Below are 15,189 nucleotides of genomic sequence, written 5' to 3'. Positions count from 1 at the left end.
TGTGCGACGGGCTGTCCGGCCGGCGCCGGGGCCGGGGGGCGGCGCCGGCCGGGTACCGCGCGGCCCGCTTCACGCCGCGGCGAGGAAGTCGCGAACGGTGCTGGTGAAGGCCTCGGCCTGTTCGAACACCACGACGTGGCCGGTGTCGAACTCGGCGTACTCGCTGCCGGCGATGGCCGCGTGCAGGCGGCGGGTGTTCTCCACCGGGATGGTGGCGTCCTGGCTGCAGCCGATCACCAGGGTCGGGGCCTGGACCCGGGGGAGCAGGTCGGTGATGTCCAGGCTGAGGTCGAGCGCGATGTGCCGCAGGGTGCCGGGGGTGGGCTGCATGAAGGCGGCGTTGGCCTCGACCGCCTCGCGGCCGATCCGGTTGAGGAAGCCGCGGCTGAACGCGGTGAGGGTGGCGTAGCGGCCGAAGGCGGCCGGGTCGTCGGCGATGGCCAGCCAGACGGTCATCATGTTGCGCAGGTACTCGTCGTCCGCGTTGATCCAGCCCGCGGCGGCGACCAGCCGGCGGACCTGCTCGGGGCGGCGGGCCGCGGCGGCGGTGGCGACGACCGCACCCAGCGAGAAGCCGACCAGGTGGACGGGGCCGCGGCCGGCGTCCTCGATGACGGCGTTGACCTGGGCGGCGAGGGTGTCGACGGTCAGCTCGCCGCCGTCGTCCTCGGCGGTCTCGCTGCCGGACAGCTCGGGGAGCAGCACGGTGTAGCGGTCGGTGAAGCCGTCCAGCAGGTGGTCCCACATGCCGGAGCCGGGGCCGGTGCCGTGGACGAGGAGCAGGGTCTCGGGGCCGTCGCCCACGATGCGGTAGGGGATGCGGGCGGTGTCGACGGTGACGGCGGGCATGGGGGTCCTCCGGGAGCGGTGGGGCGGGGTGTTCGGCGGGGTCCCGCCGACAGAAAGTAAACTACACGGTGTAGGCTTCCCAAGCAACTACACCGTGCAGTGCACGTTGATCATGGCGAGGGCCCCGGGTGGCGAGGGGCTGGGGTCCGCGGGTCTCGGCGCAGTCGGAGGCGGCGCAGTCGGAGGCGGCGCGGTCGGGGGCGGCGCGGCCGGGGGCGGCGCGGCCGGGGCTCGGGCGTGCGGCGAGGGCCGGCCCCGGTGCGGGACCGGCCCTCGACGTGGGCCCTGCGGCGCGTGGGCCGCGGGCGGGACTCAGCCGTAGAGGCGCAGGAACGCCTTGATGCCGGCGGTGATGCCGTTCCTCAGGTCCTCCTCGGCGATCGGGACGGCCCCGAAGAAGGTGGCGTCGGCGGCGCCGCTGAAGGTCAGCAGGGTGAACTGGGTCGCGGCCAGGGTGGCGTCCTCGATGTGCAGCAGCCCCTGGTCGGCGAGTCGGCCGAAGTGGGCGGCGAGGTCGCGCTGGGAGGCGAGCGGTCCGGCGTCCAGCCAGGCCCGCAGGACGTCCGGCGGGATGTTCGCGGCCTCGGCGCGGATCGTCCGCCCGAGGGCGTAGTGGTCACCGGCCGTCAGGACGGCCCGGGCGCGGTCGACGGCGAAGGCGGTGAGGTCGGCCTCCAGATCGACGATCTTGTGCAGGTGCCGGTCGGCCAGGCCGGCGACGACCTCGGTCAGCTCGTCGGCGGTCTCCAGCGCGACGGAGAGGAAGAGCTTCTCCTTGTCGCCGAAGTGGTTGTAGATGGTGCGCTTGGACACCCCTGCCTCGGCGGCGATCGCGTCCACGCTGGCACGGGTGTAGCCCTCGCGGCCGAAGACCGTGCTCGCGGCGCGGGTGATCGCCTGCCGCTTCTCCGGCATCCGGCGGGAGCCCGCGGCCGGCGCCGGGGTGGCGGGGGTGGTCGGGGCCGTTGAGGCCCCTGAGGTCCCTGGGGTCATCCGGAGTGCTCCTTCGCCATTGATTGCACTACTCGGTGCAGTTTACGCTCGGGTCCGCCGGTGGACGGTTCGCCTCCCGGCTCGGGGTGGAACTGGCGCCGGGGGCGGTGCCGTCCAGGGAGCAGAAGGAACCGCATGCCGCCCGGGGGTGAACGCCGGGAGAACAACGGAGGTCCCGGTGCAGCCAGGTGGCGCCGAAGCGAACGTCGAGATCCACGCCGGTCGTCCGCGGCGGCCGCTGCGGACGACCCCCGTGCCGGCCGCCGAGCCGGTCCACGGCGGGCAGGCCGCGCGGGCCGAGGCCGCCGCCCGCTGCGACCGCCTGCTCCGGGACACCCTGGACGCGGTCAGGCCCGAGCTGGCCTGGCGGGAGGGGCCCACCCGAACGGGCACGCGGCTGCTCGCACCCGGCTCCGGCCCGGACGACGGGGCCGTGCACTGGTACGTCGCCCGCAGCCTGGAGATCGTCACGGTCATCTCGCCCGCGCGCCGGCCGGAGCTGCCGGGCATGGTGGCGGCGGCCTGGCAGCGCCGGGGCTGGCGGCTCACCTCGGTGAACGCCGGCCGCCCGCTGCCCGGTCTGGCCGCGGTGACCCCGGACGGCTACCGGCTCGGGCTGGAGTTCGGCCCGCTGGGCCAGGCCCGGCTGACGGCGGTCTCGCCGGGGGCGGCGGCCCGGCCGGGCTGGTCGGGCGAGGCCGCCGGCGGCGCTCCGCTCCCGGGAGCCGGCAGCGGCACCGCGGCGCTGCCGCGGATTCGCTGCGCGTTCTGGAGCGCCCTGGGGTGAGCCGGGCGGTGCGGCGAGCACGGCGCAGGGGGACGGCGGGAGGCGGCGCCCGCGCGCTCAGCGCAGCAGCCGGCGCTCCTTGGCCACGGCCACCGCGCCGGCGCGGGTGTCGACGCCCAGCTTGTCGTAGATCCGCCCCAGATGGGTCTTCACCGTCGCCTCGCTGATGAACAGCGCCCGTGCGATCTCGCGGTTGCCCAGCCCCTGCGCCAGCTGCGCCAGGATCTCCTGCTCCCGGTCGGTGAGCTGCGGCAGCGGGGCCCGCATCTGGGCCATCACCCGGGAGGCGACCGGCGGCGAGAGCACGGTACGGCCGCGCGCCGCCGCGTGCACCGCCGCGAACAGCTCCTCCGGCCGCTCGGCCTTCAGCAGGTAGCCGGTCGCACCGGCGCCGATCGCGCGGGTGATGTCGGCATCGGTGTCGTAGGTGGTGAGGACCAGGACGTGCGGGGCGTCGGGGGCCGCGGTGATCCGCCGGGTCGCCTCCACACCGTCGATGCCCTCCCCGAGCTGCAGGTCCATCAGGACGACCTGGGGTGCGAGCCGGGCGGCCAGCGCCACGGCCTCCTCGCCGCTGCTGGCCTCGCCGACCACCTCGATGTCGCCGGCGCTGGCCAGCAGCGCGAGCAGGCCCGCCCGGACGACGGCGTGGTCGTCGCAGACCAGCAGGCGGACGGGCGGGGTCGCGGGCGGGGGCGCGGGCGCGGTGCTCATCGGGGCTCCAGGGGTTCTCGTCGGGGCTCCAGCGGGATGGCGGCGGAGACCACGGTGCCCTCGCCGGGGGTGCTCTCCACCGTGAGGGTGCCGCCGAGTTGGCGCAGCCGGGCCCGCATCGCGGGCAGGCCGTGCCCGCGGCCGGTCGCGCCGGGTCGGGAGCCGGCTCCGGCCTCCGCGCCTGCGGTGGGTCGGAACCCCCGGCCGTCGTCGGCGACGTCCAGGACGGCCTGGTCACCGAGGAAGGAGAGGGTCAGCGCGGCCGCCGAGGCGTCCGCGTGCTCCCGGACGTTGGCCAGCGCCCCCTGGGCGATCCGCAGCAGCGCGGACTGCGCGGCCGCGGGCAGCGGCACCGGGGCGCCGTCCAGGTGGAAGCGGACCGGCAGGCCGCTCTCGGCGGACTCCCGTTCGGCGAGCGAGCGCAGCGCCTGGTCCAGCGTCCGGCCGTCGGCGAGCTCTGCCGGGGCGAGGTCGTGGACGAACCGGCGTGCCTCGGCGAGGTTCCGGGCGGCCACGTCGGCGGCGGTGCGGACGTGCGTGCGGGCCGTCGCCGGGTCGGCGTCCCAGGTCCGGTCCGCGGCCTGGAGCAGCATCTGCTGGCTGGAGAGCCCCTGCGCGAGGGTGTCGTGGATCTCCATGGCCAGGCGCTGGCGCTCCGCCAGAGTGCCCTCCCGCCGCTCGGTGGCGGCGAGTTCGCGCCGGGTGCGGCGCAGGTCGGTGATCAGTGCGCGCTGTCGCTCGGACTGCCGCTCCATGTACAGGAAGACCGCCGTGGCCAGTGCGGCCACCGCGGGCGGCAGCAGCACCAGGTTGGCGTCCACCGGGCCGGGCAGCCGGATCTCGCCGACCACCACCAGCAGGGTCAGCGCCGCCACGAGGGGGATGGCCGCGCGGGCCGGCAGGGTGCGCAGGCCCGTGTAGACCAGCGGGACGGCGCACCAGGCGAAGCTGGGCGCCAGCAGGACGAGCACCACCCAGAGTCCGACCACCAGCGCCAGCGGCCAGAGCCGCCGGCGCCGTCCGGGCGCGGGCGGGCGGCGGTGGGCCAGCCAGGAGCCGGCCGGCTGGGCGAGCGCCAGGGCGAGGCTCAGCCCGAGCACCCAGGGAATGCGCGGGTTGCCGGGGTGGTGACTGAGGAAACGGCTCAGCGAGGTGGCGAGCAGCAACAGGAAGGCGGAGTCGAGCAGCACGGCCAGCCGGCCCGCGTCCGGGTCGGCGGCGGGCACGTCGCCGGTCGCGGCGGCGGTGCGGGGCGGCTGCTCCACGGGGTCGTTCCTCACTCTGCTTCCGGTGCGCTGCTTCCGGTGCCGCTTCGGTGCCGCGCGGCGGGGCGGCCGTACCGCGGCGGCGTCCGGCGGCTCGGGCGCGTCCGCGTACGGTGCTCCGACGGCCGTCCCGGCGGCGGCGCCGACCTCGGCCCGCCCATGGCGGCGACCCGCGTCGACCCGCGCCGGTCCCTCGATCGTGACCCGGTCGGCCGGGCCGCGCATCAGCCGATCGGTTGACGGGACCGTCATCCATCATGCGCGCCGGCGGAGGCCGGACCGTCGATGCGGCCGAGGGGGCACCGGCCGGAGGATCGACACCGAAGCCGCCGAGCCCGGCCCGGCCTCCTGGTTCCGGCCGTGGCCCCCGCCCGATCCGACGAGGAGCAGGACCATGAAGAAGACCTCCGTGCGCGCCCGTGTGCTGACCGGTACCGTCGCCGCCGCCGCGCTGGCCGCCGCCACCGTCGGCGCCGTCTCGGCCAGCGCCGACACCGCGGAGACCCCGGCCGCCGCCTCCGCGGTCAAGGCCGACACCCAGAACAAGAACCTCGCCCAGACCACCGGCCTGACCATCGAGGCCGCCACCAGGGCCGCCCAGGCCACCCTGGACGCGGCCACCAAGGCCGGCCAGCACGTCTCGGTCGCCGTGGTGGACCGCGACGGGGTGACCCGGGTCCTGCTCAAGGGCGACGGCGCGGGCCCGCAGTCGCCGGAGTCGGCGCAGCGCAAGGCGTTCACCGCCGTCTCCTGGAACGCACCGACCTCCGAGCTGGCCAAGCGTCTGGCGCAGGCGCCGAACCTCAAGGACATTCCGGGCACGCTCTTCCTGGGCGGCGGCGCGCCGGTGCAGTCGAAGGGCGCCCCGGTCGCCGGGATCGGCGTCGCGGGCGCGCCCAGCGGCGACCTGGACGAGCAGTTCGCGCAGGCCGGCGTCGAGGCGCTCTCGAAGTAGCGGTCCGCCGGGTGGTGGCCGGGCGGTCCGGGGCACCCGGCTCCGCCCGGCCGCTCCCGCGCCCGGCCCCGCCCGAGGCGTTCCGGCGGACAGGCCCTGGCGCACGGGCGGCGACGTGCGCCGGGACGGGCCCCCGACCGCCCCGCCGCCCGGGGCCGGCCGTCGGCGCGCGGGAGCACCGCGCGCCGGCGCGCCGCGCCGCCCCGGATCCTGCCGCCGGAACGCCGCAGCGGCCAGGATGACCCCATGGCACACATGACCGAGGCCGAGTGGCGGGCCTTCCTCTCCGCCGGCACCCGCACCGCCAAGATCGCCACCACCCGGGCCGACGGCCGACCGCACGTCGCGCCGGTCTGGTTCCTGCTGGACGGCGACGAGATCGTCTTCAACACCGGCGCCGCCACCGTGAAGGGCCGCACGCTGGCCCGTGACGGTCGGGTGATGCTCTGCGTGGACGACGACCGGCCGCCGTTCTCCTTCGCCCTGGTGCAGGGCACCGCGCGGCTCAGCGACGACCTGCCCGAGGTGCGTGCCTGGGCGACCCGGATCGCCGCCCGCTACATGGGCGAGGAGCTCGCCGAGCAGTACGGCGCCCGCAACGGCGTCCCGGGCGAACTGCTGGTCCGGGTCGCGATCGAGAAGGTCACCGCGGAACGCGGGGTCGCGGACTGAAAACCCGTGCCGCTGTCGGTGGCGCGTGGCAGGCTTCCCGGTATGACGGCGTGGACCCTCAACGACATCGAACGTGCGATCCGCTCCTCCTGGGGTGTCGACACCTGTGCGCCCGAGGACCTGGCCCACTGGCGTCCCGACAATCCCGCCCGCGGCCAGTGCGGGGTGACGGCGATGGTGCTGCACGACCTGCTCGGCGGCGAGCTGATGATGGGCGAGGTGCACGTCGGCGGGGTCCGGACGGACCTGCACTGGTGGAACCGGTTCGCGACCGGCTTCGAGGTCGACCTGACCCGGGAGCAGTTCGGTCCGCAGGAGCAGGTCGGCCCGGGCCGACCGGTCGCCCGCCCGCAGCGCCCCGGCCGGCTCCAGACCCAGTACGAGCTGCTGCGCCGCCGGGTGGTCGCCCACCTGGAGGCCGTCCGGCCGGGCGCCGCCCCTGCTGCCGCCCCTCCTGCCGTGCCGCCCGTCGTCGCCCTCGCCCAGCGGGCCTGCGCCTGAGCCGGTGGGCCGGCCGGCCTGGGCCGGTGTGACTGGGCCGGTGCGACTGGGCCGGTGCGACTGGGCCTGCCGGCCGGGGCCGGAGCCGGTGCCCGGTCACGCGACCGCGACCGGCCCGGCGGGCTGCAACCGCGCCCGCCGTGCCGGGGGGCACCGGACCGCGGGCCACGGCGCCCGGGGTCGGAATTGCGCCACCGGTGGGGTTCGCGTACCGTCCCGCGGACGTGTACCGGTCACGCCGGGGTCGCCTGTTGGTGGTGATCAAAAGCCTTGTACGGTAACAGAGTTGGGTTAAACGGACAGGCGCGGGGGGTGCGTGCGGGAAGCCAGGGGGGTACCCGCCTTCCGGAGTGGCCGATTCCTTCGGTAGTCTCCGTCGGACTTTCAGCTTCGCGGGGGGTTTGCTGTTCGGACAGCCGTGCCCGCCGCTTCCCGGGCCGCGCCCGGACTCTCTCGTGAGGTCTCCTTGTCCAAGTCCATACGCCGCAGTTTCGCCCTCGCCGGCGCCGCCGCGCTCGCCTCCTCGATGGTGCTGGCCGGCGCCCAGAGCGCCGTGGCCGCCGGCACCACCGGTTCGCCGTCGGCTGCCGCCGCGCCGCAGGCTGACAAGGCCGCGCACAACGCGCTCGACCTGTCCGTCGCCGGGGTGCCGAGCACCTTCATCGCGGGTGGCGAGTCCAAGCAGTTCACCTTCAAGGTCGACAACGCGACCAAGCACGACTTCGTGTTCTACCCCTTCCTCAAGTTCAAGAACCGTGAGGGCAGCCTGGAGGCCGACCACCTCAAGGTCGAGTACCAGCTGCCCGGCGGCTCGTGGCTGCCGGCCGGCGTCGCCCCCGGTGGCGGCGACAGCGACGACGACGCGGTGCTCATCATGCTCGGCGGCGTGGACGGCGAGGGCAACGTCGACGGCGGCGCCCTGCTCGCGGTCAACCGCGGCAAGAGCCTGAACATCACCGTCCGCGTCTCCTTCACCAACGACGCGCCGCTCGGCAAGGCCGGCGTGGTGCCGGTGGTCTTCTCCGAGCAGCTCGACGACAAGACCGGCGAGGCGGTCGGCAACGGCCACTTCAGCTGCGACGGCATCAAGGGCGCCGGCTTCACCATCAAGGCCGGCGGCGGCAAGCCGAGCCCCACCGCCAAGCCCACCACGGCGAAGCCCACCACCGCCAAGCCGAGCCCCACCGCGACCAAGCCGACCGGGAGCCCGACGGCGAGCCAGTCGCCGACCGCGACCGCCACGCCGAGCGCGTCCACGTCGCCGACCGCCACCGCGACGGCCACCGCCACCTCGACGGCCACCCCGTCGGCCACGGCGACCCCGTCCACCACGGCCTCGCCGTCGGCGACCACCTCGCCGACCACCGCGCCGACCGAGACCGCCAAGCCGACCGGCCCGGCCACCTCGGCCCCGGCGACGTCCCCGGCCGCCACCGCCCCGGTCGCCACCACCTCGGCCGGCCCGCAGGAGCCGATCGACTTCCCGGTCGCCGTCCCGAACGTGACGCCGCCGAAGCTCACCCCGGCCGCCGTCTCCGGGGCCAAGACCGCCGCGGACAAGGCGCTGGCGACCACCGGTGGCGGTGACGACACCACCGCCATCGCGATCGCCGGTGGCGCCGTCCTCGCTGCCGGTGCCGGCACCCTCCTGGTGCTCCGCCGCCGCAAGTCGGCCCAGCAGGGCTGAGTCTGAGCCGCCGCAACCGCGGCGGCCCCGGCCGGGGCCGAGCCCCGTCCTGACCGCGTGCCCCTGGTGCGTCCGTTCGCCGGACGCACCGGGGGCACGGTCGTTCCGCCACGGGCGGAGGACGGGAGTTCCCCGACCTGGCCTAGGATGACCGCCCGGAGGGGGCGGAACGGCGCGGAGAGGTACAGGGTGCGGGGAGCACGGTCGGCACGGGCCACCACCGACTACGAGGCGGCCACCGGTCGGATCGCGGGGCTCCCGGTCCGCAGACACCACGTGCTCCTGGTGGCCTGGACGGTGCTCTGGTTCCTGCTGGTGGAGCCCAGTGGGGGCTTCTCCTGGCACTACCTGCGCCAGGGCGAGGAGCTGCTGTTCAGCGGGCGGTCCGACGGCGGCCTCTCGCTCTACGCGCACCACCCCGAGCTGCAGATCGGCCCGGTCAGCCTGGCCGTGGCGCGGCTCTTCGACCCGTTCCCGCCGCACACCGGGCAGGTGCTCGCCGAGGCGGTGATGTCCGGACTCGGGCTGGTGATGCTGGTGCTGATCGGCCGCACCGCCGCCTGGTACTACCTGGGCACCGGGACCAACCACCGCCGGCTGCAGCAGCGGCTGCTGGTCGCCGGACTGGCGTTCATCCCGATGTGGGTCGAGGTCTCGGTCCGCTTCGCACACCTCGACGACGTGCTGGCGCTCTTCTTCACCACCCTGGCCGCGTACGAGCTCAGCCGCGGCCGGGCCATCCCGGTCGCGGTCCACCTGGCGCTCGCGGTGGACTCGAAACCCTGGGCGCTGGCCTTCGCCCCCCTGATCCTCGCGCTGCCCCGGTCGGCCTGGCTGCGGACGGCGCTCTGGTTCGCCGGGCTGGTCGCGGTCGCCTGGCTCCCGTTCTACCTCGGCAACCTGGACACGGTGGCCGCCGCCAAGTTCACCATCCCCAACCAGCCGGCCTCGTCGCTGCGCTGGTTCGGGGTCACCGACCCGGCCACCCCGTGGTGGGACCGGCCGACCCAGTTCGCCCTCGGCCTCGGGCTGGGCTCGCTGGCGGTCTGGCGCGGCCGCTGGCCGGCCGTCGTGCTGCTCGGCGCCGACGCCCGGATCCTGCTCGATCCCAGCGTCTACACGTACTACACCGCCTCGATCCTGCTCGGCACGCTGCTCTGGGACGCGGTCGGCCAGCAGCGGCTGGTGCCCTGGTGGAGCTGGATCGCGCTGGCCGCCCTGTACGGGGGCACGCTGCTGATCCCGTCGGACTCGGGCCGCGGCTTCGTCCGGCTCGCCTTCGTCGTGCTCTCGGCGGCGTACGTCCTGCTCTGGCCCACCCGGCGGACGCGGCGGCCGCGGGCCGGGGGCGGCGATCCGCGGGGCCGGCGGACGGCCCGGCGTCGGGAGCGCACGCTGGTGGGGGCGGCGGGCTGACCGGCCGGGCCGACCTGCGGGCCGTCGCTGGCGGCGCGCGGCTACCGCGGGCCGGGGACGAGCTCGCGCGCGTCCGCCGGGACGGCCGCGGTCCGGCCGGGCCGGAACAGGAGCCCGGCCAGCGCCACACCGGCCGCCGCACCGACCACCTGGGCGAGTACGAACCCGGGGACGGAGCCGGCGGAGATCCCGGTGTAGCTGTCGGTCAGCGCCCGCCCGACGGTGACCGCCGGATTGGCGAACCCGCCCGAGGAGGTGGCCCAGCAGGCCGCACCGACCCAGAGGCCGACCGCGGCCGGCACCAGTGCTCCGCGCCTGCTGCGGTCGAGACCGGACACCACCAGGAGCAGGGTGCCGGTGGCCACCACCTCGCCGAGCCAGAGCGCACCGCCGTCCCGGGCCTGCCCGGACGGCTCGGCGAACGGCCGCTCGAACATCGCGTTGGCCAGGCCCGTCCCGAGCACCGCGCCGGCGGTCTGCGCGGCGGCGTAGGCGCCGAACTCGCGCAGGCCCGGCCCGTCGCCGCCACGCCGGCCGGCCCACCACGCACCCGCCGTCACCAGCGGGTTGAAGTGCCCGCCGGAGACCGGACCGAGCAGCTGGATCAGGACCGTCAGGGCGAGTGCGGAGGCACCGACGGTGGCGAGGAACCGCACCCCGCCGTCCTCGGTGAGTGCGGCGGCCCGGGCGCCCGAGCCGACCACCACGGCGGCCAGCGCCGCCGTGCCGACCGCCTCCGCGGCCAGCCGTCGTCCCAGGGGCGGAGAGATCGTGGTCATGGCGACATGGTCGCGGCCCCCGTCCGGCCCGGCAATTGGCGGCTTCGTCCAACCGGCGACCCGCCCGGGCACCCCCGCTCGGAGACTCGCACGGGGCCGTCGACCGCCGGGGCGGACGGGGCCGGTGAAACCGGCTTGACCCTCACGCAGCGGGAGGGCGGAGGCTCGTGGTCAGCACGAAGGGAGCCCCACATGAGGGAGCGGATCGTCGGAGGGCGCGCATGAGCGGCGGCTACTCGGTCGGGCAGGTGGCGGGGATCGCCAAGGTGACCGTCCGGACCCTGCACCACTACGACGAGATCGGACTGCTGTCCCCCGAGGGCCGTACCCGGGCCGGCTACCGCCGGTACCGGGACGCCGACCTCGACCGGCTGCAACAGATCCTGTTCTACCGCGAGCTCGGGTTCCCCCTGGAAGAGATCGCGGCCATCCTGGACGACCGCTCGGTCAGCCCGAGCGAGCACCTGCGGCGCCAGCACCGACTGCTGAGCGACCGCATCGCCCACCTCCAGGCACTGGCCGCGGCCGTCGAACACGCCATGGAGGCACAGAAGATGGGAATCCAGCTGACCCCGGAGGAGAAGTTCGAGGTCTTCGGCGACGCCTACCGCGAGGAGTGGGAGGCCGAGGCCGAGCAGCGCTGGGGCGACACCGAGGCCTGGGCGCAGTCCCAGCGCCGCACCGCCGACTACGGCAAGGCGGACTGGCAGCGGATCAAGGCCGAGGCGGACGCCCTGAACGACCGCCTGGTCGCCGCCTTCACCGCCGGTGAGCCCGCCGACGGCGGCCCGGCCATGGACCTCGCCGAGGTGCACCGGCAGCACATCGTCGACAACTTCTACGACTGCACCTTCGAGATTCACCGGTGCATCGCGGGGATGTACGTCGCCGACCCCCGGTTCACCGAGGTCTACGAGCGGCTCGCCCCCGGGCTCGCCCAGTGGCTGCACGACGCCATCCTCGCCAACGCGGCGTTCCGCACCGGCGAGCAGGGCTGACGCGGCAGGGCTGACGCGGCACGGGACGGCTCGGCAGGCCCGACGGGCAGGGCTGCCGAACGGGCAGGCTGCCGGACGGACCGAGCCGCGGGCTCAGGCGACGACGCGGCCGAACGAGCGGCGGTAGGCGGTCGGGGAGGTCCGCATCACCCGCCCGAAGTGGTGGCGGAAGGTCGCGGCGCTCTCGAAGCCGACCGCCGCGGCGATCTCCTCCACCGAGCCGTCGGGCGACTCCAGCAGGGGGAGGCTGGCCGCGATGCGCTGGGTGACGACCCAGCGCATCGGGCTGGTGCCGTTGCGCGCGGTGAAGTGGCGCAGGTAGGAGCGGTCGGACATCTGCGCGGCGCGGGCGAGCACGGAGACGGTGAGCGGCGAGGACAGGTGGCCCAGCGCCCACTGCATCGAGCGCGCGACGCCGTCGTCCTCCTCCTCGACCGGCCGGATCGCGGCCTCGATGAACTGGGCCTGCCCGCCGTCCCGGTGCGGCGGTACGACGAAGCGGCGGGCGATGCTGTTGGCCACCTTGGCGCCGTGGTCGCGGCGGACCAGGTGCAGGCAGAGGTCGATCCCGGCGGCGCTTCCGGCGCTGGTCAGCACCGAGCCGTTGTCCACGTAGAGCACGTCCGGGTTGACCCGCACCGACGGGTACCGCTGCTGGAGCAGCTCCGCGTAACGCCAGTGGGTGGTGGCCTCGTGTCCGTCCAGCAGCCCGGCGGCGGCCAGGGCGAACGCGCCCGAGCAGATCGACACGATCCGGGCGCCGCGCTCGTGCGCCGTCCGCAGCGCGGCGACCAGCTCGGGGGAGACGCCCCCGGCGTGGCGGCCGGGAGGTGCCCCCACGCCGCCGAAGGGGTTCGGCACCCCGGGGACCACCACGGTGTCGGCGGCGGCGAGCTCGTCCAGCCCGTGCCGGGCCGTCAGGGAGAAGCCGCCGACCGCGTCGAGCTCGGTGCCGGGCCGGTCGGCGCAGACCTTCAAGCCGTACCAGGGCGCCGCCAGCAGCCCGGCCAGCTCCGGCCTGGCCAGACCGAAGACCTCCACCACCACGCCGAGTTCGAACGGTGCCATGCCGGTGAAGGCGTAGACCGCGACGTCGTGCACCGGTTCGGGACGCCGGCCGATGGCGACGGTCACCGGTCCGGAGCGGCTCTGCTGGGCCATGGGAACCCCCTGCTGACGGGTGGCGGAATGCCGGTGAGTGTAGCCGTTGCGGCCAACGTGAAACTCCTCGGAACCCGCCTGCAACCCCCGCGCCGTCCACACGTCCATCACTACGGGGGCGGAACCGGTCGGAGAACCTGGCGCTGGCATGATTCCGCTGATCACGAACCTGATCACGGGTCCTGACGGGGCGGCGGAACGCCGATCGCGTCCTGGGGGAAAGCAGAACGTACATGTCCATGGCCATCGGGCCGATAACGGGACCGGCGAGAGGGCGGGGCATCCTCGCCGGAGTGGTCGGGCTGCTGTTCGGCGTCCAGGAGGCCGGCCGGGCGGCCGACGTCCCGGGCGCGGAGCCGGAGGCGGCTAGGCGCCGCTCCGGCTTCCGGCTGCTGCGCGGGGGCCGGAAGCAGGCCGAGGACCGGCCCACGCTGACCGACCTTTACCACGCGCACCGGCTCGGCCTGGTGCGGATGGCGGTACTCCTGGTCGACCATCAGGACCTCGCCGAGGACGTTGTGCAGGAGGCCTTCACCCAGCTCTACCAGCGCCACGGAGAGCACCTCGACGACCTGGACAACGCCCTCGGCTACCTGCGGACCTCGGTGGTCAACGGTGCCCGGTCCATGCTGCGCCGCCGCAGGACCGCGCGCGAGTACGTCCCGCCGCACGAGGCGGACGCGCCGTCCGCCGAGGACCACGCCGTCCTCAACGACGAGCACCGGCGGGTGCTCGTGGCGATGCAGGAGCTGACCCCGCGCCAGCGGGAAGTGCTGGTGCTGCGCTACTGGTCCGACATGTCGGAGGCGCAGATCGCCGAGACCCTGGGGCTCTCCCGGGGTGCCGTGAAGTCCACCGCCAGCCGGGCTCTGGACGCCTTGGAGAAGCACCTGGAGAAGGTTCGATGACCGACAAGAATCCCCGCCTGCCCGGCGGTGGTGCCGATCCGGGCGAGAGTCCGATGGAGCAGCTGCTGCGCGAGGCGATGAACGCCCGCGCCGCGCAGATCACCGCGCACGACCTGCGCCCGGCCGACCCTCCCAGTCGAAGAATGCGCAGGCTGCGTCCGGTCTACCTGGCGGCCGTGCCGGCGTTCGCCCTGGCCGCGGCGCTGGCCGTCGGCGTGCTCAACTTCCGCGCCGACGACGTCGCCGAGCACCGGACGCCGGACCCGGCCGCCACCGTGACCACCTCGCCCGCGAGCCCGTCCCCCACGGCGACCGCCAGCCCGTCCCCCACGGCGACCGCGAGCGGCTCCCCGTCCCCGTCCGCCACGGCCGACGACGAGCCGGACGTCCCGGCCGGCCGGCCCGGCGGCAGCCCGGCGGCCTCCTCGTCGACCACCGCGCCCGCCACCTCCGGGACGGCGACCCAGGTCACCTTCCGCGGCGTGAAGTTCAAGGCCCCGGCGGGCTGGCGGGTCCTCCCGCCGCGCTCGGAGGCGTCGACGGAAGTCTGCGTGCTGAGCCCGGGGGCTCCGGCGTCGGCGAGCTACAACGACTGCGAGCCGTACGGCGTGACCGTGTACTCGTACGACACGGCGGAGGTGGCCAAGAATGCGAACTGGCCGGTCATGAGCACCCTGGAGTCGGACTCCGGCTGGGAGTACCAGCCGTACTGCCCGGTCTGGGGCAACCCGCACGTGCCCACGGCCTCGGAGAAGATCACCAGCACCGCCGTCCGCACCAGGGACATCGTGGCCGGCCGGCCCGTCTACAAGACGCAGTGGCAGGTCTCCTGCAACGCCACCGAGAGCTTCACGGCCCAGCTCTGGGGCCTGGACAAGGACGAGGTCTTCGTCGCGGCGATCGGCCTCAAGCCCGAGTACCAGGCGGGCCTGGTCTCGATGCTCGACAGCATCGACCTGAGCGGGCGCCAGGCGCCGTCGGCGCGCGCCCACGAGAACGACATCAGCGTCAGCGTGGAGGGCCTCGGCACCGGCCAGCAGGTCCCCAACAACGGCACGCCCGTGACCTTCTCGGTGACGTACCGGAACACCAGCCAGACCGACTACGCCAAGGTCCAGCCGTTCGTGATCACCGAGCAGTACGCGGGCACGCCGGCCTCCGACGCTCCGGTGGCCTTCAACTCCGGCAAGCTGGAGCGCCAGGACGGCGACACCTGGACGCAGGTGGCCGTCTCCCCCGGCAGCGACATGGGCTACGCCGTCGCCGACCCGAAGTCCCTCTTCCCGCTGGCCCCAGGGCAGAGCAGGACGGTCAGGTTCCGCCTCACGATGGACAGGGGAGCCGGGCCCGGCGTGATGCCCGTGACCGTCCAGGCCCTGCTGCCCTACACCGGCAGCGGCGAGCTCACCCCGATCGGCGAGCGCAGCATCCCGGTCCGCGTGGTGGCCAAGTAGCGGACGCACCGGAGCCCGGCCCCCGCATGGGGAGCCGGGCTCAGGTGCGT

At 75.1% G+C, this 15,189-nt stretch carries 15 protein-coding genes; 9 read left to right on the top strand and 6 right to left on the bottom strand.

Annotation, left to right across the window (positions count from 1 at the left end; all coding sequences use genetic code 11):
* Positions 1-69: 69 nt before the first annotated feature.
* The gene (locus tag MCM47_RS09340) at positions 70-849 is read right to left on the bottom strand and encodes an alpha/beta fold hydrolase (protein WP_238860269.1); all 780 of its coding nucleotides are present in this window, start codon (positions 847-849) and stop codon (positions 70-72) included.
* Between the two features lie 312 nt (positions 850-1,161).
* A complete protein-coding gene (locus tag MCM47_RS09335; protein ID WP_238860267.1) occupies positions 1,162-1,842 on the bottom strand; it encodes a TetR/AcrR family transcriptional regulator in 681 nt (226 codons plus the stop codon).
* 178 nt (positions 1,843-2,020) lie between these two features.
* Between MCM47_RS09335 and MCM47_RS09330 the strand changes: the two genes are divergently transcribed.
* Positions 2,021-2,629 (top strand): hypothetical protein, encoded by a 609-nt coding sequence (locus MCM47_RS09330; protein ID WP_238860265.1) that lies wholly within the window; start codon positions 2,021-2,023, stop codon positions 2,627-2,629.
* Between the two features lie 57 nt (positions 2,630-2,686).
* Here MCM47_RS09330 and MCM47_RS09325 read toward each other — a convergent pair whose 3' ends face one another.
* Together MCM47_RS09325 and MCM47_RS09320 are read right to left on the bottom strand one after the other, a co-directional pair.
* The gene (locus MCM47_RS09325; protein WP_238860262.1) at positions 2,687-3,343 is read right to left on the bottom strand and encodes a response regulator transcription factor; all 657 of its coding nucleotides are present in this window, start codon (positions 3,341-3,343) and stop codon (positions 2,687-2,689) included.
* Entirely contained in the window at positions 3,340-4,608 is a 1,269-nt protein-coding gene (locus tag MCM47_RS09320) for a sensor histidine kinase (protein WP_238860261.1), read from the bottom strand. Before MCM47_RS09320 ends, MCM47_RS09325 begins: the two co-directional genes overlap by 4 nt.
* Before the next feature lie 394 nt (positions 4,609-5,002).
* Here MCM47_RS09320 and MCM47_RS09315 point away from each other — a divergent pair, with 394 nt between their 5' ends.
* The 5 genes from MCM47_RS09315 to MCM47_RS09295 all read left to right on the top strand — a co-directional run bounded on the left by MCM47_RS09315 (position 5,003) and on the right by MCM47_RS09295 (position 9,839).
* Positions 5,003-5,563 carry a heme-binding protein gene (locus MCM47_RS09315; protein ID WP_238860258.1) on the top strand — a complete coding sequence of 187 codons (561 nt, stop codon included), beginning with the start codon at positions 5,003-5,005 and terminating at the stop codon, positions 5,561-5,563.
* A 255-nt stretch (positions 5,564-5,818) separates the two neighbouring features.
* Positions 5,819-6,235 (top strand): PPOX class F420-dependent oxidoreductase, encoded by a 417-nt coding sequence (locus MCM47_RS09310; RefSeq protein ID WP_374209115.1) that lies wholly within the window; start codon positions 5,819-5,821, stop codon positions 6,233-6,235.
* A 42-nt stretch (positions 6,236-6,277) separates the two neighbouring features.
* The gene (locus tag MCM47_RS09305) at positions 6,278-6,736 is read left to right on the top strand and encodes a hypothetical protein (protein WP_238860254.1); all 459 of its coding nucleotides are present in this window, start codon (positions 6,278-6,280) and stop codon (positions 6,734-6,736) included.
* Positions 6,737-7,202: 466 nt separating this feature from the next.
* Positions 7,203-8,423, top strand: a complete 1,221-nt coding sequence (locus MCM47_RS09300; protein ID WP_238860252.1) for an LPXTG cell wall anchor domain-containing protein — start codon at positions 7,203-7,205, stop codon at positions 8,421-8,423.
* A 189-nt stretch (positions 8,424-8,612) separates the two neighbouring features.
* A complete protein-coding gene (locus MCM47_RS09295) occupies positions 8,613-9,839 on the top strand; it encodes a hypothetical protein (RefSeq protein ID WP_374209098.1) in 1,227 nt (408 codons plus the stop codon).
* Positions 9,840-9,880: 41 nt separating this feature from the next.
* Here the strand turns inward: MCM47_RS09295 and MCM47_RS09290 are convergent, their stop codons facing one another.
* A complete protein-coding gene (locus tag MCM47_RS09290) occupies positions 9,881-10,618 on the bottom strand; it encodes an aquaporin (RefSeq protein WP_238860250.1) in 738 nt (245 codons plus the stop codon).
* A gap of 221 nt (positions 10,619-10,839) precedes the next feature.
* Here MCM47_RS09290 and MCM47_RS09285 point away from each other — a divergent pair, with 221 nt between their 5' ends.
* A complete protein-coding gene (locus tag MCM47_RS09285; protein ID WP_238860248.1) occupies positions 10,840-11,616 on the top strand; it encodes a MerR family transcriptional regulator in 777 nt (258 codons plus the stop codon).
* A 93-nt stretch (positions 11,617-11,709) separates the two neighbouring features.
* Here MCM47_RS09285 and MCM47_RS09280 read toward each other — a convergent pair whose 3' ends face one another.
* A complete protein-coding gene (locus MCM47_RS09280) occupies positions 11,710-12,777 on the bottom strand; it encodes a helix-turn-helix domain-containing protein (RefSeq protein WP_238860246.1) in 1,068 nt (355 codons plus the stop codon).
* Between the two features lie 233 nt (positions 12,778-13,010).
* Here MCM47_RS09280 and MCM47_RS09275 point away from each other — a divergent pair, with 233 nt between their 5' ends.
* A complete protein-coding gene (locus MCM47_RS09275) occupies positions 13,011-13,685 on the top strand; it encodes an RNA polymerase sigma factor (RefSeq protein WP_238860244.1) in 675 nt (224 codons plus the stop codon).
* Complete coding sequence (locus MCM47_RS09270; protein WP_238860242.1) at positions 13,682-15,139, top strand: hypothetical protein; 1,458 nt, start codon at positions 13,682-13,684, stop codon at positions 15,137-15,139. Before MCM47_RS09275 ends, MCM47_RS09270 begins: the two co-directional genes overlap by 4 nt.
* The last annotated feature ends 50 nt before the right edge of the window (positions 15,140-15,189 follow it).

Origin of the sequence: Kitasatospora sp. A2-31 (assembly GCF_022288725.1) — a bacterium.
Lineage (GTDB): Bacteria > Actinomycetota > Actinomycetes > Streptomycetales > Streptomycetaceae > Kitasatospora.
This window is presented reverse-complemented; position numbering and strand designations above follow the sequence as displayed.